This is a genomic window from Halomonas sp. CSM-2, assembly GCF_002119345.1.
GTDB classification, from domain to species: domain Bacteria; phylum Pseudomonadota; class Gammaproteobacteria; order Pseudomonadales; family Halomonadaceae; genus Vreelandella; species Vreelandella janggokensis.
Genome location: NZ_NBYR01000001.1, coordinates 252,676 through 278,100, shown reverse-complemented (window position 1 = coordinate 278,100; position 25,425 = coordinate 252,676). Strand labels below are relative to the sequence as shown.

The following is a 25,425-nucleotide window of genomic DNA, read 5'->3' as shown; positions in this document are numbered from 1 at the left end:
AACGTGACCTCGTATCCACGTTGATACGGGCATTTATACAAGTGTGGCGCGAAGCAAAAGACGCGTAAACCCTAACCATGAAAAAGCCCGGCGCTTTCGCGCCGGGCTTTGCAACCGCTACATAGCGATGTCATGGAATGACGTTACAAGCGGGTGCAACGCTCAAAGACTGCTTACGATTCCGCCATTTCCTGAACACGCTGCATCATTTCAGGATCTTGCTGGATTGTTTGACCAATGGCGTTGAACGTATCAACATCTAGGCCACTGTCTTCGACGACTTCGATCATGCGGTCATTGGCTTCGGTGCGGACTTCCTGCTGAGCGGCTTCGTCATCGGCTTCCTGCAGACGCTCAGTGTATTCCTGAGAAATGACCGCGATTTCTTGTGACGCATCGGCAAACTGTTGCAGCTGTTCATCAGAAAAATCTTGAGTCGGAGCTGCTTCTTGGGTGGCCATTGAGTCCTGTGTGGACTCTTGATCCTGCTGGGCATGAGCCGTTGCCGTCATCAGGCCAGTGGCGAGCAGTGCGGCAGAAAACAGGGCAGTCATACGTTGCATAAAAAACCTCGGTTAACACGTTATGAATGTGGTTTATGTGACGCGGACATAGCGTCGAGGTTCAACCTTTTAAGTAAAGTAATGTAACAAAAAGAATATCAAGTCACTCACCCCCAGCCAAATTAGACATTGAGAGCCTTATGAAAGGTGTTATATCGCTCGTACGCCAACGGGATGCCGCGTCACTCGGATTACTCGCCATGCCTGTACTGTTTGTGCTGCTTTGGAGCACTGGCTTTATAGGCGCCAAGTTTGGCCTTCCCTACGCAGAGCCCTTCACGTTCCTATTCATTCGCTTTGTGCTGACAGTGATGCTGCTGACGCCGCTGGTATGGATACTTAAAATTTCCTGGCCTTCATCACCCAGGTTATGGACGCACATCGCCATTTCAGGTCTCCTTGTTCACGGCACCTACTTAGGTGGCGTTTTCTATGGGATTTCGCTTGGCATGCCTGCCGGCCTGGCTTCGCTGTTGGTCGGCCTTCAACCCCTACTGACGGCGGCCTGTGCCGGCCCGCTGTTAGGCGAGCGCCTGGCAAAACAACAATGGCTGGGGCTGGGTTTGGGTTTGCTCGGCATCAGTGCCGTGTTGGGCAGCCAACTTGATCTGGGGCAATCGCTATTCAGCGGCTTTGGCCTGGGTGCCTTGTTGAGTGTGCTGGCCGCTTTAATGGGCATTTCGCTGGGTACGCTTTACCAGAAACGCTTTTGCACGCGTATGCCGCTGCTTTCTGGGGCCGTCATTCAATACCTGGCTGCGGGAGGGGTATTGGGCGTTGGGGCACTGTTATTCGAAACCCGGAACGTCACCTGGTCACTCACTTTTATCTTGACGCTGGGCTGGTTAGTACTGATTCTATCGATAGCCGCTATCCTGCTGTTGATGGCGTTAATCAAGCGCGGCGAGGCATCTCGGGTAGCAAGCCTGTTTTACCTGGTGCCACCCGTTACCGCACTACAAGCGTGGTGGCTATTCGATGAACGGCTTTCCTGGATAGGGCTTGGCGGGATGTTCATTGCCATTGTCGGCGTCGTACTGACGGTGCGCAAACCCGCTGCCAAAGTGTCACCAACATAACGATATAGAAATTCTCAGGGCTAGTATGAAGACGTCTGAATATCACCATTGCGCGCGAGTGGATGGCCGCTGTAACCGGTGCGATACCCCGGTGCCTTTTGCCTTCACCATGGCCTTTCAACCCATTGTCGATGTCGCTGCGCGGCAGGTGATTTATTACGAAGCGCTAGTTCGGGGACCCGATGGCGAGTCGGCGGGATCGATTCTGGGAAAGGTCACCGACGATTTGCTCTATCGGTTTGATCAAGCCTGTCGCATTAAAGCGATTGAATTAGCCAGCGCGCTAGGTATGCAGGCACGCTTATCGATCAACTTCTTGCCTAATGCTGTTTACGAGCCGGAGGCGTGTATCCAGGCGACCCTGGAAACCTCTCAGCGAGTGGGATGGCCTACCGAGCGACTGAACTTCGAGATCACCGAGACCGAGCGCGTTCAGGACCGGCAGCACATGCGTAACATTATCGAAAGCTACCGCGCGATGGGCTTTACCACCTCCCTTGATGACTTCGGCAACGGTTACGCAAACCTGGATCTGCTCACCGACCTGCGCCCGGACACTTTGAAAGTTGACCGTGAGATTGTCATGGACTGCAACAGCAACAAGCGCCGTCAGGCGATTCTGCGCAGTCTGGTGGCCCTGGCGGATACGCTGGGCACTCAATTAGTAGCGGAAGGCGTGGAAACCCGTGAGGAATCGCGCTGCTTAATGGCGTTGGGCATCCCGGTACAGCAAGGTTACTACTTTGCCCGCCCGCAACTGGAAGCGCTTGCGGTTATCGATGACACCCTTTACGACTGATTTAGCCGGGCGGTCCAGCCAGGCGGCGCTTTGCCGCCGCCTGTGCTGACCCCACAATGTCATCAATCGACGATGTGTCGTAAATAGTCGGCACCACCCAGGTTACGCATCTGTTGGCGCACCCATTGGCTTCGCTGCTCCACCTGAGGGCTTGGACGCGAGGCACTGCGTGTTCGCGGGCTAGGTAATATGGCTGCCAGCAGACTGGCCTGGCGATCTGTCAGCGCGTCGGCCGGGACACCAAAGTAGTGCTGCGCGGCTGCTTCCAACCCAAACACCCCGGCGTCCCACTCGGCGACATTAAGGTAGACTTCGAGAATTCGCTGTTTGCCCCAGATCAGCTCAATAAGCACGGTAAACCAGGCTTCGAGTCCTTTACGCGCCCAGCTTCTGCCCGTCCATAGAAAAACGTTCTTGGCGGTTTGCTGACTGATGGTACTGGCTCCCCTCAAGCGCCCACCCTCCATGCTGGCCCGCAAGGCGCGGCGTAGCTCAGTGATATCGAAACCGTAATGATGAGGAAACCGCTGGTCTTCTGCCGCCATGACCGCCACTTTTGCAGAATCGGCAAGTTGTGGCCAGCTCCGCCATTCCCGCTGCAGCTGTATCGGCTCGCTGTGAATCCAGCTCTGGATTTTACGCTCCACCATGACCATTGATCCCGGTGGGTGCACCACTCGAAACAACATCACCAGGCTCACTGACAGCACCACAAACAGAAATACGCCACGCCATACCCACCACCATAGCCAACTGAATGAGCGACATAGCGTACGTTTCAACATGAAAGCTTCCTCACCGTTTCAACAAGTGGTCGGCATGGTAGCGAAGATGGTCATCGATAAAGGTCGCAATAAAGAAGTAGCTATGGTCATAGCCAGGTTGCCGACGCAGAGTCAGAGGATGGTCGTGCGCTTCGCACACGGTCTCAAGGCGTTCGGGCTTGAGCTGCTCTTCAAGGAATTGATCGGCTTCTCCCTGGTCGATAAACAGCCGCTGCCGCGAAGCACCGTTAGCCACCAGTTCGCAGGCATCGTACTGGCGCCATTGTGCCAGATCGTCACCCAGGTAGTTGGAAAACGCCTTTTCTCCCCACGGACAATTCATCGGGTTAACGATCGGGGCAAATGCCGATACGGAACGAAAGCGCCCTGGATGGCGCAATGCCATGATGAGTGCGCCATGGCCGCCCATCGAATGCCCGCTGATGGATTCGCGACCGTTCACCGGAAAATGCTGACGAACGACCGATGGCAGCTCCTCAATCACATAATCGTACATACGGTATTGCGGCTTCCACGGTGCCTGGGTGGCATTGACGTAAAAGCCCGCGCCGGAACCCAGGTCATAGCTATCGTGTTCGCCGGGCAGGTCAGTACCACGCGGGCTGGTATCGGGACAGACGATCGCGATACCCAGTTCTGCCGCCAGGCGATGCGCACCCGCTTTTTGCATAAAGTTTTCGTCGGTGCAGGTTAGTCCCGAAAGCCACCATAACAGCGGCACCCGCTCTTCCTCCGCTTGAGGTGGCAAATAAACCGCGAACACCATGTCGCAGTCCAAGGCGCGAGAGTAATGCCGATAACGTTTATGCCAGCCACCGTGGCTGCGGTTGGCCGACACTAATTCCAGGGTTTCACTCATGCTCATGAGCAGGCTCCTTTAAAGCAGTAAGCGCGGCGGGTCTCCCCGCCGCGCCCCTTGTTGTAGGCACAATCATACTCAGTAATGCAGGACGGTACGAATACTCTGGCCTGCGTGCAGTAAATCGAAGGCCTCATTGATCTTCTCAAACGGCATATCATGAGTAATAAAGTCGTCGATATTGATCTCACCGTTCATATAACGCTCGACATAGCCCGGCAGTTCGGTACGGCCTTTCACACCACCAAAGGCGGAGCCTTTCCAGACCCGACCGGTCACCAGTTGGAAAGGCCGTGTGGAGATTTCCTCACCCGCACCGGCGACTCCAATGATAATCGATTCGCCCCACCCTTTGTGGCAGCACTCCAGCGCGGAACGCATGACATTGACGTTGCCGATGCACTCAAAGGAGTAATCCACCCCGCCATCGGTCATGTCCACCACGACCTGCTGAATCGGGTCGCTGTAATCTTTCGGGTTCACGAAGTCCGTAGCACCAAACTGCTTGGCCAATTCGAACTTGTCCGGATTGACATCGATAGCGATGATTTTCGACGCCTTGGCCATGGCTGCACCCTGAATGACCGCCAGGCCGATCGCGCCCAGGCCAAATACGGCAATCGTCGCGCCAGGTTCCACTTTGGCCGTGTTCATGACGGCCCCAATGCCGGTGGTCACGCCACAGCCCAACAGGCAGATTTTATCCATCGGCGCCTCTTTGGACACCGCTGCCAGGGATACTTCGGGCAGCACGGTATATTCGCTGAACGTGGACGTCCCCATGTAATGGTGAAGCATCTTGCCATCCAGGGAAAAGCGCGAGGTGCCATCGGGCATGACCCCCTTGCCCTGAGTGGCACGAACGCTACCGCACAGGTTCGTCTTGCCCGACAGACAGAATTTGCACTGTCCACACTCGGCCGTATAAAGCGGAATGACGTGATCACCGGGCTTGAGACTGGTGACACCCTCGCCAACCTCCTGCACCACACCGGCACCTTCGTGGCCCAGCACAGAAGGAAAATTCCCCTCTGGATCAGCGCCTGAAAGCGTATAGGCATCCGTGTGGCAAACGCTTGTCGCCGCCATCTTGACCAGCACTTCACCCGCTTTGGGCCCTTCTACATCAATCTCGACAAGCTCTAAAGGCTTGCCCGCTTCCAGTGCTACCGCCGCACGTGACTTCATTACTATTGCTCCTCTACAGCCTATCTGTTCACGCCACTCAGTCCGGGCGCATGGTTCACTCTTCGTCGGACGTGACCGGTTGATACTCAATGGGTAGCCACTGATAACCCTCTTCATCCTGAATAATATGGCCTATGCCAGGAAACGGCATATGCGCCCCGGCCACCCAGTGCTTGCCTTCGACCGCCTCTTCAAGCACGGCTTGGCGGGTTTTAATGGCCTGCTCGGGGTCAGAGTCAAATTCGATGGCGACCGTGGGATCATCAAACTGTACGCCGTAACTATGCACCACATCGCCCCACACCAGCATGGCATCATCGTCTCCACTCAGCATAAAGCTGGTGTGACCGGGGGTATGCCCATGGGTATCCTCGGCCACGATCCCCATCAGCATCTCATCACCCGGCTCAAACGGTGTGAACCGGTCATCCTCTATATAAGGCGCAACAGCGTCCTGAGCCATCTCGAAAAAGGCACGCTGGCCTTCATCGGCCGCTTCTGCACGCGACTCGCTCAACCAGAAATCGGCGTCCTGCTGGCTGGCCCGCAACTCGGCGTTGGGATAAACAGCTTCGCCGTCACGGGTCAACCCGCAAACATGGTCGGGGTGAAGATGGGTCATCAGGATAGTATCCACATCTTCTGGCTGGTAACCGGACGCACGCATGTTGTCTTCAACATGCCCAAGTGTCGGGCCAAAACACGCAGATGAACCCGCATCCACCAGAACAAGGTTCTCCCCAGTATTGATCAGAAAAGCATTAACAGCGGTTTGAACGCCATCTTCGGAGTCGATGAACAACGCATTCAGGTGCTCACGTATCTCCGCTTGCTCCATGCCTTTTAGCAGTTGTGTTTCAATCGCCGTATAGCCGTCGTACAGCGCCGTGACTTCATGGTCATCAACCATCATCCTGAACCAGCCTGATACCTGCTCCGGCCGTTGGTCAGGGGCCGCCACCGCGCTTAGCGAGGTTCCCATGGCCAGAAACAGCGATGCCTTGCCTACTCGTGGAATCCATACATGATGAGACACTCGTCATCTCCTTAGCCTACGAAAAAATCCGCCACGGCCGATAAACCTGCCCGCAGCGATTGCGCATTTACTTTACAACGCTGGTACGCAATGCCCTAACTAGTCACAGTGTAGGTCAGCTAGTCGGCAGGGATAAACCGGGATACACTCATAAGATTATTGCCACTGTGCAACAATCCATTTAACAGCAGGTAAGTTCCTTATGCAGCGCTGGGATCGAATTGAAGCTTTCATTGAGGTAGTCCGCCTGGAAAGCTTCTCGGCGGCAGCGCGCCACCTCAAGGTATCAACCTCTCACACCAGCCGCCTGGTCAGCCAGCTCGAAAATCAGTTGGGCGTTCAGTTGCTTTACCGCACTACCCGCCAGATCCGCTTGACCGATGCCGGCTCTATCTATGTGGAACACTGTCGGCACCTGTTCGACGGATTGCGTGATGCCGAACAGGTGTTGAGCGAACAACAGGGCAAACCTCACGGCGTGTTGAAACTCACCTCAGCGACGACGTTTGGAGAGCGCTATATCGCGCCGCTGGTCAACGACTTCCAGTGCCTGCACCCACAGTTGGACGTGCAGATGCACTTTACCAACCGTCCGGTCGAGCTGATTGACGAAGGCTTTGATATAGCGATTCGCATGGGGGTGCTCAAGGATTCGAGCATGATTGCGCGTCGCCTATGCAAACGCCGCGAATATATTGTCGGCTCGCAAGCCTACTTTCGCCAGGCGACCCGGCCGCATACGCTGGGCGAGCTGAGCCAGCACCGCTGCCTGGTGGGCTCGCGACCCAACTGGCTGTTTGAGGTCAATGGCCAGCGACGTGAAGTCAAGGTCAACGGTTGCTGGCAGGCCAACTCAGGACCAGCCCTGCTCGACGCTACACGGAAGGGCCTTGGCCTTGCGCAACTACCTGACTACTACGTCGCACCTTATCTTGCCAGTGGAGAGCTGGTCGCCGTGCTGGAACCCTTTCAGCACCATGATACCGGGGTATGGGCGGTTTACCCCCGCCATCGGCATCTTTCACCCAAGATACGCCAACTGGTGGATTATCTTGTCGAGCATATTGATCAGGTGCTACCTGACACTCAATGGCGTTAACCCCTCACCCAGGCAAGGTCGACATCCGAATCGCGACAACGGCATGCTAGTTCGACGTGCGGTCACAGAAAGATGACGATATAATGAACGTCCATCCAGGCATGTTTTTTCTTTCTGCTTAGCATAACTGCTTACCCACAAAGGACGTTGGTATGTCGCCTCCCTCTTCCTGGCCAATCGGCTTTCAAACCCTCTTTCTACGTGCCGTGCTGTACGTATTATTTATTGGCGCTATCGCTCAAGGTGCCTACTTAGAAGCGCTGTATCTTCCCGATATCCGCTTTTCAGAACTTGGTTTTACCGAATTTACGCAGACATTGGTGTTGGCTACATGCTGCGCGATGCTGATCTACATTCGGCAGGTACTGAAGGTGTGGCCCACCGTTACATTGCTGCTTCTTGGGTTCGTGGCCGCTTCTCTGGTGCGCGAACAAGATCACTTTTTGGATACTTATGTTGCTGACAATACCTGGAAAGTGCTTGTTGCACTGATCATCCTCCCGACCCTCGCTTGGGTGGTTAAACAGCGTCAATGTTTTCTAGAGGAATTCGCCCATTACAGCAATACCTTCGCCTTTGGCTTGTTCACGGCCGGTGTACTTACCACCTACATTTTCTCGCGGTTATATGGGCGACAGGAATTCTGGAAAGCGATTCTTGAAGATAGCTACTCAGGAACTTTCAAGAGCGTCGCTGAAGAAGTGGTTGAGCTGCTCGGTTACAGCTTGATTCTTATCGCTACTTTGGAGTTGTTATTGCTTGCTCGCCGCGTTTATCAAGCGCGCAAGTTGTCGTCGCTATAGAGCCACCGCACTCGCCATACGAAATCACCATGAAAAAAGCCCGCCGTTCGATGAACGGCGGGCTTTTTGATGCGGTATGAAACGCCTTGTTATTCGTCGAGGAACGAGCGCAGTGGCTCAGAACGACTCGGGTGACGCAGCTTGCGAAGCGCCTTGGCTTCAATCTGGCGAATTCGCTCACGGGTCACATCGAACTGCTTGCCCACCTCTTCAAGGGTATGGTCGGTGTTCATATCGATACCAAACCGCATGCGCAGCACTTTGGCTTCACGCGCCGTCAAGCCGCCCAACACATTACGCGTGGCTTCGACCAAACCTTCGCCGGTTGCCAAATCGATTGGCAGCAACATGGTGCCGTCTTCGATAAAGTCACCCAGATGCGAGTCGTCGTCATCGCCAATAGGCGTCTCCATGGAGATGGGCTCTTTGGCAATCTTGAGCACCTTGCGGACTTTATCCTCCGGCATTTCCAAGCGCTCACCCAGCTCTTCCGGGGTCGGCTCGCGGCCCATTTCCTGCAGCATCTGACGCGATACGCGGTTGAGCTTGTTGATCGTTTCGATCATGTGCACCGGAATACGGATAGTACGAGCCTGATCGGCAATCGACCGGGTAATCGCTTGGCGAATCCACCAGGTGGCATAGGTCGAAAACTTGTAGCCACGGCGATATTCGAATTTGTCGACCGCTTTCATCAGGCCAATATTGCCTTCCTGAATCAGATCCAGGAACTGCAAACCGCGATTGGTATACTTCTTGGCAATCGAGATCACCAGGCGCAAGTTGGCTTCCACCATCTCTTTCTTGGCACGGCGGGCTTTCGCTTCACCAATCGACAGCTTGCGGTTGACCTCTTTCAGGTCAGACACTTTCAGCTGCACCATGTCCTCTTCAAAGGCAATCTTGCGCTGAGAGCGGGCAATATCGGCGCGCAGTGGCTCCAGACGATCAGCGTACTTGGGCTGCTCGGACTGAAACGCATCCAGCCATTTCGGGTTTGACTCACTCCCCGGAAACGACTTGATAAAGGTTTTGCGCGGCACCTTGGCTTTCTTCACGCACATCTGCATGATAGCTTTTTCCTGAGCACGCACCTGCTCAATGCTAATGCGTACCTGCCCCACCAACCGCTCGAAATGCTTGGGCACCAGCTTGATCGGGGAGAACAGCACCGCCAGACGCGCCTGCTCCGTTTTCAGCTCGGCACTACCACGACCGTATTGGGCAAAAGCCGCTTCTACCGCTGCGTTCTGCTCACGAATCTGCTCGAAGCGCGCACGCGCCTCTTCGGGATCCGGGCCGCCTTCGCTCGCGGTGGAGTCATCATCTTCGTCGTCGCCTTCGACGTCTTCATCAACTTCTGTCACGGGCTCTGGCTCGGGCACTTCTGCTTCCGCCACGCCAGGGATACCTTCATCCGGGTCGATAAACCCAGAGAAGAGGTCGGATAACCGACCGGGAGCCTCTTCGTCCTGGGTCGCGTCGTAGGCGTCCAGAATAGAGGCCACGGCACCAGGCAAATAGGCCAGCGCCGACATGACTTCGCGTGTCCCCTCTTCAATCCGCTTGGCGATTTCGATCTCGCCTTCACGGGTCAAGAGTTCAACCGTGCCCATCTCACGCATGTACATGCGGACAGGGTCGGTGGTGCGACCGACGTCGCTTTCCACGGCGGCAAGGGCCGCAACGGCCTCTTCCGCAGCGGACTCGTCCGTGGAGTGATCCGACATCATCAAAGTGTCTTCATCTGGCGCTTCTTCAACGACACTAATACCCATGTCGTTGATCATGCCAATGATGTCTTCCACTTGATCCGGGTCGGCGATATCCTCGGGTAGATGGTCGTTGACCTCGGCATAGGTCAGGTAACCCTGTTCCTTGCCGCGCGCGATCAACTCCTTCAGACGCGACTGCTGCTGTGCATTTCCAGCCATAGAAACCCTATCTCGACGAAGAAGAATGAAGCACCTGAAGCGCTGACATAAAACCTAACAAGCCTAACATTATAGCGTGATTGGCTTGAGTTTTTCCAGTTTGTGTATTTGCGCTGTCATTCAGGTGTGTTAGGTTGATTAGTTAGCCACTTTTTAACCCGTGGCAATTGATTTGGAGGCGGTACAGTGATAATTCAACCCGCCTCTTTGCAAGTAGCGTCAATGTGGTCGCTGAGACAGCTCCATTACCAAGCTTGCCAGACGCTGGCGCTGTGTTTTATCGAGCTTTTGTCCATGACGCTCTTGCGCCAGCAATGCTTCATATTCCTCTCGCGGCGATTGTTGGCGCTGCAAATGTTTAAGATGTTCCACCAATCCCGTTAGCTCTGTTTCCCGCGTCGACCGGGGAATCAGCAGTTCACGCTTTGCGAATTCAGCCAGCCGCGAGCCCTCTACACTGCCTTGAAAATGCGCCAAAACCACCTGAGGACTGCGATAACGCCCAGCCCGCAAGAGCGCCAGCAACTCTCGGCATAGACGCACATCACTGCCTTCCGGCCCGTCACTATCCGGCAACCATGCATCATTCTCTGGCAGGCTCGTCACCAGGCCGGGCTCGTGAAGCAGGAGCTGCACAATACGCCCAACCGGCGACAGCGCTTGCTCCCGAACTGTCGGACGCGCTGGAGCGCTCTGCGGCCTGGAACTCTCAGCACTGGAGGATTCAACTGCCTCCCCGCGAGTCTGTTGCTGGCGCGCTGCCGCCTCGACACGCTTTTCCAGCAACTCTTTCAACTGCTCCTGAGTCAAACCACTACGCTTGGCAAGCGCCTCGAGCATCAATGATTTGAGCATGCCATCCGGCACTTTTTTCAATGCCTCAAGCACCCGACTGGCAAACCGCTCGCGCCCTTCCACGGTATTCAGGTCACGGTCCTGGGCTGCCTGCTCAAAGAGAAACTCAGACAGCGGCATCGCACAGGTGACACGGTCCTGGAAAGCCTCGGTTCCTTCGCGGCGCACCAGCGTATCCGGGTCATCGCCTTCCGGCAGAAACAAGAACCGCGCCTCTCGGCCGTCGATCATCATCGGCAGCGCGGTTTCGAGTGCCCGACTTGCCGCCTCGCGGCCAGCCCGGTCGCCGTCAAAGCAAAACACCACGCGCCCGACGAGACGGAAGAGGCGACTCAGGTGATCTTCCGTGGTGGCCGTACCAAGAGTGGCCACGGCATTATGAATGCCATATTGCGCCAGGGCGACAACGTCCATGTAGCCCTCGACCATCACCAGTTGCTCAAGCCTGCTGGAGGCTTGGCGGGCTTCATAAAGGCCATAGAGCTCCCGCCCTTTATGAAACACAGGCGTTTCCGGAGAGTTAAGGTACTTGGGCTGACCGTCACCCATTACCCGACCACCGAAAGCGATTGTACGACCGCGCAGATCACGGATCGGGAACATTACCCGGTCACGAAAGCGGTCGTAAGTACGCCCTGTGTCTTCACGGTGAATCAACAGACCATATTCAATCTGCACCGACTCACTGATACCCCGCTCGCTCAGGTGTTGCTTGAGCGCTTCCCAGCCCCCTGGTGCATAGCCAATGCCGTAGTCACTGATGACATCACTGGAAAGACCACGTTCGTGCAAATACTGCTTGGCGTCCTGCCCTTCCTGCATTTTCAGCCGCTCGCGGTAAAAGCTGGCGGCAAGCTCAAGCAGATTAACGCCTTCTTTACGCTTTTTTTCGCGTTGCTGGGCGCGCGGATCGTCAGCCCCCTCTCGAGGCACTTCAACCCCCAAGCGCCCGGCCAACTGCTCCACCGCCTCGGGAAACGGCAACTTGTCGTATTCCATCAAAAAACGCAGCGCATTGCCGTGCGCCCCACAGCCAAAGCAGTGATAGAACTGCTTGTCAGCGCTCACCGTAAACGAAGGGGTTTTTTCTTGATGGAAAGGACATAGGCCCGAGTAGTTGCGACCTGCTTTTTTTAGCTGTACACGCTCACCAACCACTTCCACCACATCAACGCGGCCGAGAAGATCGTCGATAAAACGCTGTGGAATTTGGCCAGCCATGGATGCAGGCATCCTCGCGCGGGGCGCTGATTCGCGAACCTAATGTCATCAGACACTATCGTCATGAGGGACGATGCCTGATCACCTTAGACACGCTTGGATAAACGCAAAACAAGCGGCCACCTAGATGGCGGCCGCTCGGCATCCCTCTAGAAACACACCATGCGTGACATAGCGTGTTTCGGTACGGATCAATAGAGCCGTTCGAAACGCTTTTGTTCACGCTGAACTTTCTTGGCGTGACGTTTTACGGCCGCAGCCGCTTTGCGCTTGCGCTCAGCAGTCGGCTTCTCATAGTGCTCGCGACGACGTACTTCAGAGAGAACGCCGGCTTTTTCGCAAGAACGCTTGAAGCGACGCAGGGCGACGTCAAACGGCTCGTTATCACGTACTTTTACAGAAGGCATTAAGCACTCACCTACCTTAAGGAGTCTTGAGTTCGGATAGTACGCACACCGTTACGCATGTATGCGAGCACAGTGCACGACTCAGTTTTACAGCGCACAATATTCTAATCCTGCTGGGCACGCTTTGCAAATGCTAACACCCACTCGCCATTAGGAATGCTAGAATAGGCCACCTACTTTTTCACAGAGTTGTTGTCCTATGCGCGTACTGGGCATTGAAACGTCCTGCGATGAAACAGGCGTCGCCATTTACGATACGTCGCTGACCGGCGGCCAAGGTCTGCTCGCCGATGCGCTTTACAGCCAAATTGCCATGCACACCGATTACGGTGGCGTTGTGCCAGAACTGGCCTCACGCGACCATACCCGCAAACTGCTACCACTTATTGAGCAAGTTCTTGCCGACGCCGGGCTCGAGCGCCACGACCTTGATGGTATCGCCTATACCGCTGGACCTGGACTGGTAGGCGCGTTAATGGTGGGCGCCAGCACCGCCCATGGCATGGCCCGCGGACTGGGCATTCCCGTGCTTGGTGTGCATCACATGGAAGGCCACTTACTGGCTCCCATGCTCGAGGACGACGCCCCCGACTTCCCGTTTGTGGCGCTGCTGGTGTCCGGCGGCCACACCCAACTGGTAAACGTGCAGGGGCTAGGCCACTACCAGCTTCTCGGCGAGTCGGTGGACGATGCCGCTGGCGAAGCCTTCGACAAAGCCGCCAAAATGCTCGGGCTGGCCTACCCGGGCGGCCCCCACGTGGCGGCGCTGGCCGAACAAGGGAACCCTGAGCGTTTTCGCTTTCCCCGCCCAATGACCGACCGCCCGGGACTGGACTTCAGCTTTTCCGGGCTGAAGACCCACACCCTCACCGCTATTCGCCAGCTGGAAACGGCAGACAAGCTGGACGACCAGGCCCGGGCTGACGTTGCCCGCGCCTTTGAAGAAGCAGTTGTCGACACCCTGGTCATCAAGTGCCGTCGGGCGCTGGATCAAACCGGCCTTAAGCGGCTGGTCGTGGCGGGCGGTGTAAGCGCCAATCATCGTCTCCGCGAACGGCTCGCCCAGGCCTGTGAAAAACGCCAGGCAAAGGCCTACTATCCGCGCGGACGTTTTTGTACTGATAACGGTGCCATGATCGCCTATGTGGGTGCCCAGCGACTCGTCGCCGGCGAGCAGGACGCAAGCGGCATCATGCAGGCCACACCGCGCTGGCCGCTCGCCGACCTGGCGGCACCGACCACGCCTTAGCCGCCGCCTCTCAGGAGCCTCCAAATGGCGGCTCCTCACCGCGCTTCAGCCGACGAATATTCAACGCATGACGGGTCAGCACCAGCAAGCTGAACCCGCCAACCACCAGCACATAAGATGGTGCCAGCCAGCTGCATACCAGCGGCGCCAGCATAGCGCTCCAAAGCGATGCCAGCGCGGCTGTTTTCAGCCGCCAGGCAAGCAGGGCCCAGACCAGGGCACTGATTAGCGCCACAGCGGGCACCAATACCAGTAGCACGCCGAACGCACTGGCGACTGCCTTGCCACCGCGAAACCCATGCCATAACGGGTAGCTGTGGCCCAGCAAGACGGCCAACCCCACCATCCCCTGAAGCCAGACGGGAAAGCCCAGCAGCTTGGCGGCGAGCACCGCCGGCATGCCTTTCAGCGCATCGAGCAGCAGCGTGGCTGCCGCCAGACGGGCGCCGTACAGGCGCAGCACGTTGGAAAAGCCTGGGTTGTGCGAGCCGTGCTGCCGGGGGTCAGGCACCCCTGCCCAGCGGCAGACGCTAAGTGCCGCCAGCCAGCTACCGCTCGCATATCCCACTAGTATCCATATCATGCCATTGTGCTCGCGTTGGCTACTGTTGCTGAGCGCTCTGCTCACGTACAATCGCTCGCTCGTTGTGTTGGGGAAGGCTCATGGACCGCATTTTCATCGAAGCGCTTGAGGTAGATACCATTATTGGCGTCTACGAATGGGAGCGCACCATTCATCAGTCACTGCGTCTGGATTTAACGCTGGCGACCGATATTCGCTCGGCGGCGGCCACCGATGACCTTCGGCTCACGCTGGATTACGCTGCCATTTGCCAGCGTATTCAACAGTTTGCTGATACTCATCAGTTTGCTCTGGTGGAAACCTTCGCCGAGCGCCTGGCCGCCTGCCTGCGCAATGATTTCCCGATCAGTTGGCTGCGACTTATCGTCCACAAACCCGGCGCCATCCCCAATGCACGCAGTGTCGGCCTGGAAATCACCCGCGGCACGCTCCCCGACGAAACCGGAGCAACCACCCAATGAGCTTAGTGACCGTGAGCCTGGGCAGCAATATCGAGCCCGCCAGACACATTCGCTTATGCCTTGATGCGCTGGCCGACACCTTCGGTTCGCTTGAGGTATCCCGGGTGTTCGAGAGCGAACCCGTTGGCTTCAGTGATCGGCGCAATTTTTTCAACCTGGTGGTGGCGTTTCATAGCGACTGGACACCCGGTGAGCTACAGGCCTGGGCCAAACAACTGGAGGCCAACCATGGCCGAACGCCCGACACGGCAAAATACAGCCCCCGCGCGCTTGATATCGACCTGCTGACGGTGGGTGACGCCTGCGGCATCGTTGACGGGATCACGCTTCCCCGCGCCGAAATCAACTACAATGCCTTTGTCTTGCAGCCCTTGGCCGAACTCCTGCCCACACACTGCCATCCCCACTGTCGCACCCCTTATGCAACGCTCTGGGCAGCCTTTGAACTGGGCGCTCAGCGCTTATGGGCAATTGATTTCGAATGGCAAGGCACATGGATTTCCCAGGCCGACACACCACTGCGTCAGGCGCTGGCCCGCTAAGCCCGGCCACACGTCAATTGAGCGTCTTGTCGATCGCCATGTGACGGCGCTCTTTTAGCGCAGCGCCCAGTTCGGCTCCCTGGAAACCTTCTGCCATCAACGACTGAGGACTTACCTGTTGCGCGGCCTGCCAAGCAGCGTTCAATGCGTCAACATGCTCCGGCGCCAACGCCGCCACCAGAGTCAACTGGGTATATACCTGAGAGGGCTTCCGCCAGGCATCGAGCCGCTCGAGCCAGTGAGACACCGCTGCGGCATCCAGCGTTCCTCCCACCAGGTGACGACTCAGGGCGGCATGCCGCGCTAGCTGCGCTACCGCATTCGGCAACCGTAAACGCCTGGCCAGCGACTCGCGCGCGGCATCGTCCAGCGGCGAAACCAACAACGCATAGCGCCATTCGGCACCGGCCAGCGCATCATCATTCACCCCCAGCGACATAGCGTTGAGACAATCACCCAAGCTGCCCCGCGTTAATTCAGGCCACCAGGTAGTCAGCGCACCACACTGGTCAAGTGTGGTGAAGTAGCTCGCCGGCCGCGCTTCGGCCAAGGCTTTTTCGGTTTCCAGCCATACCCGCTCAGCGGCCAAATAGGCCAGCTCACCGCTGCGGCTGACCTCCCCCATCAACGCCATCGTCTCCGGCGCAATCGCAAAGCCCAGCGTTCTATAGCGTGCTAGAAAGCGCGCCGTACGTAACACACGCAGCGGATCTTCGCGAAACGCTGGGGAGACATGCCGTAGCTGTCGCTGTTCAATGTCCTGCTGGCCGTCAAAAGGATCGATCAGCGTACCATCAGGTGCTTCCGCGATCGCATTGACGGTCAGATCGCGACGCAGCAAGTCGTCCTCAAGGCTGACGTCAGGGCTGGCGATCACTTTAAAACCTGCATAGCCGTGCCCCGCTTTTCGCTCAGTGCGTGCCAGAGCGTATTCTTCAGCGCTCTCAGGATGGAGAAACACCGGAAAGTCGCGCCCCACTGGCTTGAACCCTCGCTTGAGCATCTCATCGGGCGTAGTGCCCACGACCACCCAGTCGTTGTCATAGACCGGCCAGCCCAATAGCCTGTCGCGCACCGCCCCACCCACTCGGTAAACATCAAGTCCGGCGATACGCGGATCGCTGCCGCCCGTCATCGCGGCGAGCCCTGTAATTTATGGCTTGGCACACTGGTACGCGCGCCGGTCTCCAGGTCAAGAGCGGTCAGCTTCCCGCCCCAGGCGCAGCCGGTATCCAGGGCGTCAACTCGCACACGGGCACCAGGCGTTTCTCCACCGAGTGCCGCCCAGTGACCAAACAGCAATTGAGGATCGTCGTCGCGGGGGAATTGGAACCACGGCGCAAACCCTGCGGGTGCCGTTTCAAGCCCCTGATTGGCTTCGAAATCCAGGCATCCCTCTGCATTGATAAAGCGCATGCGGGTGAGCACATTGACAATGCAACGCAGACGATCCATGCCGTCAAGCGCGTTGTCCCAACGAGCCGGGTGGTTACCGTAGAGCTGGTTTAAAAAGCGCCCTGAGGTCTCGCTGACTAATGCAGCCTGCACCTCATCAGAAAGTGATGTCACCTGAGCAAGGTCCCATTGGGGCAACAGACCTGCATGGGTCATCAGCCGGCTCCCTTCACTCACCGCCAATGGCTGACCCTGAAGCCAATCGAGCAAACGCTCGCGGTCAGGCGCATTCAACACGGCCTCCAGACTGGCATTCTTCTTGACCTTGCCGCCGCCGCGCGCGGCTACCAGCAGGTGAAAGTCATGATTACCCAGTACACAGCGAACGCGACTGCCCAATCTTTCAGCTTCGCGCAGGCAGGCCAGAGAGTCAGGCCCCCGGTTGACCAGGTCGCCGACCAGCCAAAGGGTATCCTGCTCCGGGTTGAAACCGAGCGTGTCTAGCAAGGCCATCCATTCGCCATAACAGCCGTGCAGATCGCCAATCGCATAGGTGCTCATTGTTGAAGGCCTTTCAGGTCATGAGTCATTAGTGCAGTTGATAAGGTACCGCAAGTCGAAAGGTAGGAATCGACACTTCAAAGACCCGCTGGGTTGAGGTATCCAGCAAAGTGTAGACGCCTTCCATGACCCCTACGGGCGTCTGCAACATGGCACGGCTTGTATAACGAAACTGCTGGCCCGGGCCGATCAGCGGTTGCTGCCCCACCACGCCCTTGCCGCGCACTTCCTGGTGTTCGCCACTGCCATGCGTGATTTTCCAGTAGCGTGCCATCAGTTGAACACTGTGTGGACTGCCGTTGTGCACGCTGACGGTATAACTGAATACGAAGCGTGATTCTGCCTGGCTCGACTCTTCAGCGCGGTATTCGGGGGTCACCGTGACATCGATCGCCAAGCCGCTCATTGCGTGACACCCCCTTCATTCGCTGCCACACGGTTGGCAATCGTCACGAATTCAGCCACCGTCAGCGTTTGCGGGCGGCGCACCGGGTCGATGCCAAGCGATTCCAATAAATCGGCACCCACCCTTCCTTTCAGGTTATTGCGCAGGGTTTTGCGCCGCTGGCCGAAGGCAAGCTTGACCAGCTCAAACAGCAACTCGGGGTCATCAGCCGTATGGGGCAGCGTCGCGTGGGGGGTGAGGCGGACTATAGCTGAGTCGACACTTGGACGTGGCACAAAGGCCTCAGGCGGGACAATAAAAAGCTGCTCGACCTGACAGTAATACTGAGCCATGACCGATAAGCGCCCCCAGTCAGGGCCGCCAGGCTCAGCCGCCAGCCGCTCCACCACCTCTTTTTGCAGCATGAAATGCATATCGGCAATGGCACTGCCCATGGTCAGCAAATGCACAATCAACGGCGTCGAGATGTTGTAGGGCAGGTTGCCCACCACGCGTAGCCCGGGGCCATTGCCTTTGAGGGCGGCAAAATCGAATTTCAGCGCGTCGCCTTCATGGATGACAAAATCTGGATAGTTGAAAAACTGTACGCGCAGGCCTGGAATCAGGTCACGGTCGAGCTCGATAACCTCCAGCGCACCGGCGGCCTCTATCAGCGGCTCGGTGAGCGCGCCCTGACCCGGGCCAATTTCAATCAGTCGATCACCTTCGCGCGGGCCAATGGCACGCACGATGCGCGAAATGATCCCCAGGTCACGGAGAAAGTTCTGACCAAAACGTTTGCGGGCGCGGTGCTGCTGGGGCGCGTGAGACATCTAACACGATTCCTTGGGGGTCGGTCGTTAGCCAAAAAGCCTGGATAACTAGATTGTTGCGTCGCGCGGTACTAGCCCGACGAGACGGCGCGCTGGTCGGCGAGGCGGCGCGCCAACGATAGCGCCACTTGCAGGCTACCGGGATCGGCAATGCCCTTGCCTGCCAGCGTTAACGCCGTGCCATGATCAACAGAGGTACGCACCAGGGGCAAGCCCAGTGTGATATTGGCGGCCTGCCCAAAGCCTGCATATTTAAGCACCGCCAACCCCTGATCATGATACATGGCCAGGACAGCATCGACACCAGCCAGATGGCGCGGCGTAAACAGCGTATCGGCGGGGAAAGGGCCGGTAATCGCCATGCCTTCCTGACACAGCGCATCAAGGGCCGGAATGATAATATCCAATTCCTCGCGCCCCAGGTGACCACCTTCACCGGCATGGGGATTCAAGCCACATACCGCTATTCGCGGCGCGGCCAAGCCAAACTGCTGGCGCAGATCGGCTTCCAGCAAACGACTGATACGCACAATACGCTCAAAGGTAATGGCATCCGCCACCTCACGCAGCGGTAAGTGCGTGGTAGCGAGCGCCACGCGCATGTCACCGCTGCCCTGCCAACCAGGCGCTTGAGCGTGCAGGGCTCGATCGGTGGCTAACATCATGACCACCTCGTCAACGCCGCAGGCGTCGCGTAGCCACTCGGTGTGTCCGGTAAACCCCGAGAAACCTGCATCGATAATCACGCCCTTATGCAACGGCGCGGTGACCATCGCCGCCGCTTGCCCAGCCTGACAAGCCGTCACGGCAAGCGCCAATGTCTCAAGCACGTAGCGACTATTCGCGGTGTTGAGCTCGCCGGGCACCGCAGATTCGGCAAGTTCAACCGGCCAGACCGGCAGCGTTGTCGACCGCTGCGCTGGCAGCGTTTGCGACGGCGACACCTCAAAGATATCGACCTCAAGCGACAAGGCCGAGGCGCGTTGCCGTAGCATCTGCGGGTCACCTATCGCGACACTACCGGCGGGCAAAGCCCCCTGGGCTGCCAACATCAGCGTCAATTCAGGCCCGATACCGGCAGGTTCACCGGTGGTGATCGCCAATGGCGCTGGGCAACGAGCTTTCATCAAAGACGAATATCAACGAAGGCTTGCGAACGGATTTGCTGCTGCCAGGTTTCCAACTCCTGATTGGCGCGGCGCTGGAAGATGGCTTGGCGGACTTCTTCACGCTGGGCTTCCTGGGTCACATCTTGCTGGCGGCGATCCAGCACCTCAATAACGTGATAGCCGAACTGCGAGCGGACAGGCTCAGAGATCTGGTTAATCGACAGCCCGCTCATGGCTTCTTCAAACGCGGGTACTGTCTGCCCAGGGCGCAACCAGCCAAGGTTACCCCCATTAAGCGCACTGCCATCGTCATCGCTCATTTCACGGGCCACCGTGGCGAAATCTTCGCCCTGCGCAAGCCGCTCGCGCACTTCCTCGGCTTGTGCCCGCGCCTGATTCTCACCGCGGGTGGGGGTTAGCTCGATGAGCACATGACGAGCCCGGGTCTCCTGAATAACGGCTTCTTCGCCTACCTGTCCCATCTGCTGGCTCAAATAGCGGTCAACCTCGCTGTCGCTGACATTGACCCGGCTACCGACTTGCCTCTGCTGAACTCGACGTATCAACATCTCTCTACGCACGTCCTCACGGACACTGGCCAGCGTCATGCCATCGGCTTCCACCGCATCGGCAAACTCGTCAAGGCTCATGTTGTTGGATTCGGCGATGGCGCGAACTTGCCGGTTCAGCTCGGTATCATCGATGGTGATGTTGGCATCGCGGGCCATCTGCAACTGAATTTCCTCAACCACCATGCGTTCAAGCACCTGTGATTCCAGCTGTTGGCGAGAGGGAAGTGATTCCCCCCGGGACTGCGCCTGCCTCTCGACCTGCGCCAGTCGGTTATCCAGTTCGCTGCGCATGATAACGCCGTCGTTGACCACAGCGACCACGCTGTCCAACGGTTGACGCTCAGTGGGTGCCGACGTCTGGGCCTGAGCACTCAGTGAAACAGCGGCCGCCATGCAAAGAGCCAGCGCACCTCCCAGCGAAAGCAGGGTGGCGCGGGCGAATAAGGTCTTTCTCAATTTCATAACGTCAGTCTCTATCAGTCGCCATTTTGAAGGCTAATTTATAAAGGCGTCGGGCGATACCCCGGAATGGTTTGTTCAAAGAACCCATCGGCATTCTGGCCCACGCCGCCTAAGCCGCGGAACACGAAACGAAGGAAAATACCACGATCGTTAAAGTCATCATCGATACGCGCAGTATCGCTATCATCGACCCATTCACGCCACACCAGCTGCAGGCCATAGCAACAGTCGTTCCACTGAACGCCCGCCAGTTGCTCGAGCACACGATCATTGGTTTGATCGTGAAGGTAACGGCCGATCAGATCAATCTGTGGACTGGCCTTCCAGGCAAAGGACAGGTTCCATTCTTCGCGATCATAGTTGCGGAAGTTATCGTCGCTGGGTTCCACGCCCGGGTTAAAATCTTCGATTTCCCAGCGGTAGCCGAGGTTCACTACGTGGCCCTGAGGATGACGATAGCGTACATCGACGGTAGAGCTTTCTGTACGCTCACGCTTGTCGTCATAGAGCCACTCGTAGCCGGTGCTCCAGCGGTCGTTAATCTGCCAGTCAACCTGCGTCACCAGCGGCGAGCGATCACGGGTGGCTTTATAGCGGCTTTCCGTACCTATGGGCGGTAGCTCATCGGCGTCTCCCTCGATATCTATTCTTCGCTCATCGAAGTAAACACTTTGCCCCACACCAACGGATAGCTGTTCGCGGCCGGTTTCGTCTTCAAGCAGCCGTGATTCAACACCCAACGACAGCCTGTTCAGATCTCCCACCCGGTCGGCTCCCGAAAACCGCTGGGCCGACCATAGCTGATTCCAGGAAAAGGGCCGCTCGCGACTGTCAAAACTAGGTAGCTCGCTCTGGTCGGTACGCGGCACAAAGGCGTAGTTTAAACGGGGCTCCAGGGTTTGCCGGTAGTCGCGCCCCCCCAGTGCCAGTTCTCGCTCAAACACCAGGCCGCTGTCCACGGATGTCACCGCAATGCTACGGCTCGGCGATTCGCTGTTTTCGGTCACACGGTCACCATAGTCCAACTGATAATCGGTATGCCAAAGCTCTGTGCGGGGTTCGATATACCCCCACGGACGCTCGAACCGCCAACCCACGGCGGGGGTTAGATGCAAGCGACTACCCGTTGCCGCTTCGCGTTCAATGACGCGCTGTTCGTTCACATCACGCCAGAAATAGGTCGCATTGGAGCGCCACTGGCTATAAAAGCCGTTACCCAGTTGCCAACGGGCGTTGGCGGTTAAACTTGGCAGGCGATAAAAAGGCTTGTTGCGTTCGTTAAGCGGGTCATCCAGGCGCTGGAAGCCCTGCGCCCGAGCATCCAGCTGCCAGCGATCGCCTCGGTAATCGACCTGCGCCAAGCGCTCCATGCTGATGCGGTCACTACTGCCAAATTCGCCACCAAAATCATCGAAGTAACGCCCGTCGCTGGCAGCGCCATAATTTAAACGGTAGCGGCTACGCGGGTTGATACGCCCAGCATTTTGCGTCTCGAAGTACCAGCGATCCTCGCCCGCAAAGCGGTTTTCGGCACCGCCCGAACCACCGTTATCGCTGTTCAAGTAACCCGCTTCCACCGTTCCCCGAACATCGTCAAGCAAGTAGCGAAACTCACCGTTCAGCAGCAGGCCATGATCACTCATCCAGCGTGGCGTGATCGTCGCATCACGGTTGGGCGCGATGTTCCAGTAAAACGGCTGGGTATAGTCGATACCGTCGCCAGATACGCTAATCGCGGGGGTCAGCAGTCCGGTATGGCGACGGTCGTCGATCGGAAAGCGCACCCATGGAACGTACATAACAGGCACGTCCTTGATTTCCAGACGTGCATTACGCGCGGTACCAAACCCTTTGGCTTGGTCCAGACGGATATCACTGCTGACGAGGTGCCAGGTATTTTCACCGGGATCGCATGTCGTAAAGCGGGCATCCACCAGGCGGTACTGGTCTTCCTCCAGCTGTTCCAACTGAACGGCCTGACCGCGCAAGTGCTGGTCGTACAGCACGAACTGGCTATCGTCCAACTGAGTGCGATCTTCGTTAAGCATTATCTCAGCGGTATTGCCACGCACCAGGGAGGTGCCATCTCGCAGCGCAATATTGCCCTCGGCGTTCACCCGTTCACGGTCAGCGGGCATGCTGACACGCTCCGCTTCCACCTCCTGGTCGGCACGCCGCAATACCACGTCACCACGCAGAATTGTCTGACCGTCGATGTCGTAATCCGCTTCGGTGGCTTCGGCCGCCAGGGTTTCGGGGTTGTCCTGTTCCGCCAGGCGGTAGCCGGGCATCACGTAACGCCCACGGCATAGTTGGGTTGCGGCTTCTTCTCGTCCCCATGGCTGCCAGTCCAGCGCCTCCGCCGAGAGCGGCTCGCTCTGCGCGACAACGGAAAAAGAGGCGCTTGCCAACAAACTGCCCATCAATGTTTGCGCCACTGGCACCGCGCGCGAAAATCGCTTGCCCATGTTCGTTATCCTTGGCATCGAGAATCGGTATTATACAGTCCGCATCATGCCCGACCAGCCAGGAGCTTGCATGTCTTCATCGCGGATTAACGCCCTTATTTCATGGGCCGCGCAACAACACGGTCTTTCCATAGACACTATTTCCCTTGCCCCGGCCGGGGGTGACGCCAGTTTTCGGCGCTATTTCCGGCTCATGCTACCCGACGGTACGACCCGGGTGGTCATGGATGCCCCGCCCCGGCAGGAAGATAGTCAACCGTTCGTGACCATCGCCCGACGCTGGCGCAGCGCAGGATTACCTGTCCCTCGGATACACGCGGCCGACCTGGAGCAGGGTTTCTTACTGCTGGACGATCTGGGTAGCACACCCTTACAAGAGCTGTTTACTGATGATGCGCGTATTAGAGGCTATCATAATCAGGCCCTATCGCTGATTGCCGATTTGCAAAATCGTGTTTCCCCCGAGGCGTTGCCCGTTTATGACGCCGCGCTATTGGGCCGGGAACTCGACCTGTTTCCCGAGTGGTGTCTCAATGCATGGCTGGGCATCCCGACGCCCGAGAACTGGACGGCGTTGCGGGCCGAGCTAATTGAACAGTCCCTGGCCCAGCCCGTGGTCTGCGTGCACCGCGACTTCGACGCCATGAATTTGATGGTGTTGGATCAACGCCTCTACATGATCGACTTCCAGGACGCCGTCGCCGGTCCGATCAGCTACGATGCCATCTCGCTGCTGCGGGGACGCTACCAGCGTTTCAGCAAACAGCAATTTACGACGTTCATTCGCAACTTTCACTCACAGGCTCAACAGGATGGTCGCCTGTCGCAGCACCTTGATGCTGACACTTTTCTCGCCCAGAGCCAGGCAATCGCCGCCCAGCGCACCCTTAAAGTGCTTGGCATTTTCTGCCGTCTTACCCTGCGCGACCAAAAAGCAGGTTATCTAGCGCGCCTGCCACACTTCCTGGACCACCTGGACGACAGCCTGGCCGGGCTGCCTGCCCATGCCGAGTTCGCCCAATGGGCGTCCAACACCTTACGCCCCGCCATCACTGCACGTTTAAGCGAGGTAGGCCAATGAAGGCAATGATTCTGGCCGCCGGTCTCGGCAAGCGCATGCGTCCACTCACCGACCACTGCCCTAAACCCTTACTGACCGTCGCCGGTAAGCCGCTCATTGTGCACCACCTTGAACGGCTCAAACGCGTCGGCATTGACCAGGTCGTGATCAACGTCAGCTACCGCGGGGAGCAGATTATCGAGGCGTTGGGCGACGGCCACGCCCATGGGGTCCAGATTCAGTGGAGCCGAGAAGCCACGCCGCTTGAGACCGGCGGCGGTATTCGTCAGGCATTGCCTCTACTCGGCGAGAACCCGTTTTTACTCATCAATGGCGATGTCTGGTGCGATCACCTGCCCGATGCGAAGGCGCTAGCCAAGGAGGACCTGGCGCACCTGGTGCTGGTGGATAACCCCGGGCATCACCCCGACGGGGATTTTGCCTTGCGTGACGGTCGGGTGCATGAAGGCCCTCCCCCGTTCCTCACCTTCGCGGGTATCAGCCTGATCCGCCCGGCGCTGGTGGCGAATCACCCGGCAGGCGCCTTTGCTCTGGCGCCGCTGCTGAAAAACGCCATCGACAGCCAGCGCGTCAGCGGTGAACACACCTCTCAGCATTGGGTGGATGTGGGGACTCCCGAGCGATTAACCGCACTGGACACTCATCTGCAAGACCGACGAGGTGCGCAATGACCGCCAGATACCTGGAAGCCGCAGTGACCACTACATCCCTGGTAGCGGTATACGGTACGCTTAAGAAAGGCTTGAATAACGCTCACTGGCTGTCGACAGCGACTCGGCTGGGTGGGGATACCTGCACGGCGCTGACCCTCTACGATATAGGACCCTACCCCGGCGCAAAATGGCAGACATCGCGCGGCATTAGCCTTGAGATTTATCGCGTGACGGCCAGCCAGCTCGCCCGGCTCGACGAGCTGGAAGATCACCGCCACGGGGCGCCTGAACAGGGCGAGTATCAGCGCCAGCTGCTCACGACCCGTTTCGGCAAGGCCTGGGTATATATTTATAACCCTAGCGTGGATGGTTGCATAATGATTGCCGAAGGTGGCTGGCCGTCACAATGAGGCCACAATAAGACAGTGCAGTGCGAACCAGGT

At 57.6% G+C, this 25,425-nt stretch carries 26 protein-coding genes; 10 read left to right on the top strand and 16 right to left on the bottom strand.

Translation table 11 applies throughout. The annotated features are described in order from the left end of the window. Window positions 1-173 precede the first annotated feature (173 nt). Entirely contained in the window at window positions 174-563 is a 390-nt protein-coding gene (locus tag B7L15_RS01305; protein WP_085917241.1) for a DUF4168 domain-containing protein, read from the bottom strand. A 140-nt stretch (window positions 564-703) separates the two neighbouring features. Between B7L15_RS01305 and B7L15_RS01300 the strand changes: the two genes are divergently transcribed. Continuing rightward, window positions 704-1,642: a DMT family transporter gene (locus B7L15_RS01300; RefSeq protein WP_085917240.1), complete on the top strand. Its 939-nt coding sequence runs from the start codon at window positions 704-706 to the stop codon at window positions 1,640-1,642. Window positions 1,643-1,667: 25 nt separating this feature from the next. After that, the gene (locus B7L15_RS01295; RefSeq protein WP_441316940.1) at window positions 1,668-2,441 is read left to right on the top strand and encodes an EAL domain-containing protein; all 774 of its coding nucleotides are present in this window, start codon (window positions 1,668-1,670) and stop codon (window positions 2,439-2,441) included. A 62-nt stretch (window positions 2,442-2,503) separates the two neighbouring features. On the opposite strand, the gene mtgA is transcribed toward B7L15_RS01295, so the two are convergent. The 4 genes from mtgA to B7L15_RS01275 form a co-directional block, all read right to left on the bottom strand. Further along, complete coding sequence (mtgA, locus tag B7L15_RS01290; RefSeq protein ID WP_085917239.1) at window positions 2,504-3,226, bottom strand: monofunctional biosynthetic peptidoglycan transglycosylase; 723 nt, start codon at window positions 3,224-3,226, stop codon at window positions 2,504-2,506. A 10-nt stretch (window positions 3,227-3,236) separates the two neighbouring features. Continuing rightward, window positions 3,237-4,091, bottom strand: coding sequence for an S-formylglutathione hydrolase (fghA, locus tag B7L15_RS01285; RefSeq protein WP_085917238.1), 855 nt, complete (start codon window positions 4,089-4,091; stop codon window positions 3,237-3,239). A 72-nt stretch (window positions 4,092-4,163) separates the two neighbouring features. Next, a complete protein-coding gene (locus tag B7L15_RS01280) occupies window positions 4,164-5,273 on the bottom strand; it encodes an S-(hydroxymethyl)glutathione dehydrogenase/class III alcohol dehydrogenase (protein WP_085917237.1) in 1,110 nt (369 codons plus the stop codon). A 55-nt stretch (window positions 5,274-5,328) separates the two neighbouring features. Next, a complete protein-coding gene (locus B7L15_RS01275) occupies window positions 5,329-6,309 on the bottom strand; it encodes an MBL fold metallo-hydrolase (protein WP_254902824.1) in 981 nt (326 codons plus the stop codon). Window positions 6,310-6,511: 202 nt separating this feature from the next. On the opposite strand from B7L15_RS01275, the gene B7L15_RS01270 reads away from it, so the two are divergent. Together B7L15_RS01270 and B7L15_RS01265 are read left to right on the top strand one after the other, a co-directional pair. Then, entirely contained in the window at window positions 6,512-7,408 is an 897-nt protein-coding gene (locus tag B7L15_RS01270) for a LysR family transcriptional regulator (protein ID WP_085917236.1), read from the top strand. A 152-nt stretch (window positions 7,409-7,560) separates the two neighbouring features. Continuing rightward, a complete protein-coding gene (locus tag B7L15_RS01265; RefSeq protein ID WP_085917235.1) occupies window positions 7,561-8,211 on the top strand; it encodes a hypothetical protein in 651 nt (216 codons plus the stop codon). An 89-nt stretch (window positions 8,212-8,300) separates the two neighbouring features. Here B7L15_RS01265 and rpoD read toward each other — a convergent pair whose 3' ends face one another. From rpoD to rpsU, 3 genes are all read right to left on the bottom strand, one after another. Beyond that, a complete protein-coding gene (rpoD, locus tag B7L15_RS01260) occupies window positions 8,301-10,145 on the bottom strand; it encodes an RNA polymerase sigma factor RpoD (protein ID WP_085917234.1) in 1,845 nt (614 codons plus the stop codon). 219 nt (window positions 10,146-10,364) lie between these two features. Next, on the bottom strand, window positions 10,365-12,221 hold the full coding sequence (dnaG, locus tag B7L15_RS01255) for a DNA primase (protein WP_085917233.1): 1,857 nt from the start codon (window positions 12,219-12,221) through the stop codon (window positions 10,365-10,367). Between the two features lie 191 nt (window positions 12,222-12,412). Continuing rightward, a complete protein-coding gene (gene rpsU / locus B7L15_RS01250; protein WP_008956349.1) occupies window positions 12,413-12,628 on the bottom strand; it encodes a 30S ribosomal protein S21 in 216 nt (71 codons plus the stop codon). Window positions 12,629-12,827: 199 nt separating this feature from the next. Here rpsU and tsaD point away from each other — a divergent pair, with 199 nt between their 5' ends. Further along, complete coding sequence (gene tsaD, locus B7L15_RS01245) at window positions 12,828-13,877, top strand: tRNA (adenosine(37)-N6)-threonylcarbamoyltransferase complex transferase subunit TsaD (RefSeq protein WP_085917232.1); 1,050 nt, start codon at window positions 12,828-12,830, stop codon at window positions 13,875-13,877. Between the two features lie 10 nt (window positions 13,878-13,887). Here the strand turns inward: tsaD and plsY are convergent, their stop codons facing one another. Then, window positions 13,888-14,460 (bottom strand): glycerol-3-phosphate 1-O-acyltransferase PlsY, encoded by a 573-nt coding sequence (gene plsY / locus B7L15_RS01240; protein ID WP_085917289.1) that lies wholly within the window; start codon window positions 14,458-14,460, stop codon window positions 13,888-13,890. Between the two features lie 80 nt (window positions 14,461-14,540). On the opposite strand from plsY, the gene folB reads away from it, so the two are divergent. Both folB and folK read left to right on the top strand, forming a co-directional pair. Next, window positions 14,541-14,921 (top strand): dihydroneopterin aldolase, encoded by a 381-nt coding sequence (gene folB, locus B7L15_RS01235; protein ID WP_085917231.1) that lies wholly within the window; start codon window positions 14,541-14,543, stop codon window positions 14,919-14,921. After that, complete coding sequence (folK, locus tag B7L15_RS01230; protein WP_085917230.1) at window positions 14,918-15,463, top strand: 2-amino-4-hydroxy-6-hydroxymethyldihydropteridine diphosphokinase; 546 nt, start codon at window positions 14,918-14,920, stop codon at window positions 15,461-15,463. Before folB ends, folK begins: the two co-directional genes overlap by 4 nt. Before the next feature lie 13 nt (window positions 15,464-15,476). Here the strand turns inward: folK and B7L15_RS01225 are convergent, their stop codons facing one another. The 7 genes from B7L15_RS01225 to B7L15_RS01195 form a co-directional block, all read right to left on the bottom strand. After that, the gene (locus B7L15_RS01225; RefSeq protein WP_085917229.1) at window positions 15,477-16,598 is read right to left on the bottom strand and encodes a polynucleotide adenylyltransferase; all 1,122 of its coding nucleotides are present in this window, start codon (window positions 16,596-16,598) and stop codon (window positions 15,477-15,479) included. Continuing rightward, window positions 16,595-17,419, bottom strand: coding sequence for a symmetrical bis(5'-nucleosyl)-tetraphosphatase (locus tag B7L15_RS01220; protein ID WP_085917228.1), 825 nt, complete (start codon window positions 17,417-17,419; stop codon window positions 16,595-16,597). The genes B7L15_RS01225 and B7L15_RS01220 overlap by 4 nt, the downstream gene beginning before the upstream one ends. Before the next feature lie 28 nt (window positions 17,420-17,447). After that, on the bottom strand, window positions 17,448-17,825 hold the full coding sequence (gene apaG / locus B7L15_RS01215; RefSeq protein ID WP_085917227.1) for a Co2+/Mg2+ efflux protein ApaG: 378 nt from the start codon (window positions 17,823-17,825) through the stop codon (window positions 17,448-17,450). Further along, window positions 17,822-18,637, bottom strand: coding sequence for a 16S rRNA (adenine(1518)-N(6)/adenine(1519)-N(6))-dimethyltransferase RsmA (gene rsmA, locus B7L15_RS01210; RefSeq protein WP_085917226.1), 816 nt, complete (start codon window positions 18,635-18,637; stop codon window positions 17,822-17,824). Before rsmA ends, apaG begins: the two co-directional genes overlap by 4 nt. A 71-nt stretch (window positions 18,638-18,708) precedes the next feature. Next, window positions 18,709-19,764, bottom strand: coding sequence for a 4-hydroxythreonine-4-phosphate dehydrogenase PdxA (gene pdxA, locus B7L15_RS01205; protein WP_085917225.1), 1,056 nt, complete (start codon window positions 19,762-19,764; stop codon window positions 18,709-18,711). Continuing rightward, complete coding sequence (locus B7L15_RS01200) at window positions 19,764-20,780, bottom strand: peptidylprolyl isomerase (RefSeq protein WP_085917224.1); 1,017 nt, start codon at window positions 20,778-20,780, stop codon at window positions 19,764-19,766. The genes pdxA and B7L15_RS01200 overlap by 1 nt, the downstream gene beginning before the upstream one ends. 38 nt (window positions 20,781-20,818) lie before the next feature. Beyond that, window positions 20,819-23,248: an LPS-assembly protein LptD gene (locus B7L15_RS01195; RefSeq protein ID WP_085917223.1), complete on the bottom strand. Its 2,430-nt coding sequence runs from the start codon at window positions 23,246-23,248 to the stop codon at window positions 20,819-20,821. 70 nt (window positions 23,249-23,318) lie between these two features. On the opposite strand from B7L15_RS01195, the gene B7L15_RS01190 reads away from it, so the two are divergent. The 3 genes from B7L15_RS01190 to B7L15_RS01180 are packed head-to-tail and all read left to right on the top strand — an operon-like array spanning window position 23,319 to window position 25,392. Continuing rightward, window positions 23,319-24,329, top strand: coding sequence for an aminoglycoside phosphotransferase family protein (locus B7L15_RS01190; protein WP_085917222.1), 1,011 nt, complete (start codon window positions 23,319-23,321; stop codon window positions 24,327-24,329). Next, window positions 24,326-25,000 (top strand): N-acetylmuramate alpha-1-phosphate uridylyltransferase MurU, encoded by a 675-nt coding sequence (gene murU / locus B7L15_RS01185; protein WP_085917221.1) that lies wholly within the window; start codon window positions 24,326-24,328, stop codon window positions 24,998-25,000. Before B7L15_RS01190 ends, murU begins: the two co-directional genes overlap by 4 nt. After that, on the top strand, window positions 24,997-25,392 hold the full coding sequence (locus B7L15_RS01180; RefSeq protein WP_085917220.1) for a gamma-glutamylcyclotransferase family protein: 396 nt from the start codon (window positions 24,997-24,999) through the stop codon (window positions 25,390-25,392). The genes murU and B7L15_RS01180 overlap by 4 nt, the downstream gene beginning before the upstream one ends. Window positions 25,393-25,425: the final 33 nt, after the last annotated feature.

Excerpts from the sequence above, each read along its gene's own strand:
- B7L15_RS01305 (WP_085917241.1), bottom strand. The coding sequence starts at position 563 with ATGCAACGTATGACTGCCCTGTTTTCTGCCGCACTGCTCGCCACTGGC.
- B7L15_RS01300 (WP_085917240.1), top strand. The coding sequence starts at position 704 with ATGAAAGGTGTTATATCGCTCGTACGCCAACGGGATGCCGCGTCACTC.
- B7L15_RS01295 (WP_441316940.1), top strand. The coding sequence starts at position 1,668 with ATGAAGACGTCTGAATATCACCATTGCGCGCGAGTGGATGGCCGCTGT.
- mtgA (WP_085917239.1), bottom strand. The coding sequence starts at position 3,226 with ATGTTGAAACGTACGCTATGTCGCTCATTCAGTTGGCTATGGTGGTGG.
- fghA (WP_085917238.1), bottom strand. The coding sequence starts at position 4,091 with ATGAGCATGAGTGAAACCCTGGAATTAGTGTCGGCCAACCGCAGCCAC.
- B7L15_RS01280 (WP_085917237.1), bottom strand. The coding sequence starts at position 5,273 with ATGAAGTCACGTGCGGCGGTAGCACTGGAAGCGGGCAAGCCTTTAGAG.
- B7L15_RS01270 (WP_085917236.1), top strand. The coding sequence starts at position 6,512 with ATGCAGCGCTGGGATCGAATTGAAGCTTTCATTGAGGTAGTCCGCCTG.
- B7L15_RS01265 (WP_085917235.1), top strand. The coding sequence starts at position 7,561 with ATGTCGCCTCCCTCTTCCTGGCCAATCGGCTTTCAAACCCTCTTTCTA.
- rpoD (WP_085917234.1), bottom strand. The coding sequence starts at position 10,145 with ATGGCTGGAAATGCACAGCAGCAGTCGCGTCTGAAGGAGTTGATCGCG.
- dnaG (WP_085917233.1), bottom strand. The coding sequence starts at position 12,221 with ATGGCTGGCCAAATTCCACAGCGTTTTATCGACGATCTTCTCGGCCGC.
- rpsU (WP_008956349.1), bottom strand. The coding sequence starts at position 12,628 with ATGCCTTCTGTAAAAGTACGTGATAACGAGCCGTTTGACGTCGCCCTG.
- tsaD (WP_085917232.1), top strand. The coding sequence starts at position 12,828 with ATGCGCGTACTGGGCATTGAAACGTCCTGCGATGAAACAGGCGTCGCC.
- plsY (WP_085917289.1), bottom strand. The coding sequence starts at position 14,460 with ATGATATGGATACTAGTGGGATATGCGAGCGGTAGCTGGCTGGCGGCA.
- folB (WP_085917231.1), top strand. The coding sequence starts at position 14,541 with ATGGACCGCATTTTCATCGAAGCGCTTGAGGTAGATACCATTATTGGC.
- folK (WP_085917230.1), top strand. The coding sequence starts at position 14,918 with ATGAGCTTAGTGACCGTGAGCCTGGGCAGCAATATCGAGCCCGCCAGA.
- B7L15_RS01225 (WP_085917229.1), bottom strand. The coding sequence starts at position 16,598 with ATGACGGGCGGCAGCGATCCGCGTATCGCCGGACTTGATGTTTACCGA.
- B7L15_RS01220 (WP_085917228.1), bottom strand. The coding sequence starts at position 17,419 with ATGAGCACCTATGCGATTGGCGATCTGCACGGCTGTTATGGCGAATGG.
- apaG (WP_085917227.1), bottom strand. The coding sequence starts at position 17,825 with ATGAGCGGCTTGGCGATCGATGTCACGGTGACCCCCGAATACCGCGCT.
- rsmA (WP_085917226.1), bottom strand. The coding sequence starts at position 18,637 with ATGTCTCACGCGCCCCAGCAGCACCGCGCCCGCAAACGTTTTGGTCAG.
- pdxA (WP_085917225.1), bottom strand. The coding sequence starts at position 19,764 with ATGAAAGCTCGTTGCCCAGCGCCATTGGCGATCACCACCGGTGAACCT.
- B7L15_RS01200 (WP_085917224.1), bottom strand. The coding sequence starts at position 20,780 with ATGAAATTGAGAAAGACCTTATTCGCCCGCGCCACCCTGCTTTCGCTG.
- B7L15_RS01195 (WP_085917223.1), bottom strand. The coding sequence starts at position 23,248 with ATGGGCAAGCGATTTTCGCGCGCGGTGCCAGTGGCGCAAACATTGATG.
- B7L15_RS01190 (WP_085917222.1), top strand. The coding sequence starts at position 23,319 with ATGTCTTCATCGCGGATTAACGCCCTTATTTCATGGGCCGCGCAACAA.
- murU (WP_085917221.1), top strand. The coding sequence starts at position 24,326 with ATGAAGGCAATGATTCTGGCCGCCGGTCTCGGCAAGCGCATGCGTCCA.
- B7L15_RS01180 (WP_085917220.1), top strand. The coding sequence starts at position 24,997 with ATGACCGCCAGATACCTGGAAGCCGCAGTGACCACTACATCCCTGGTA.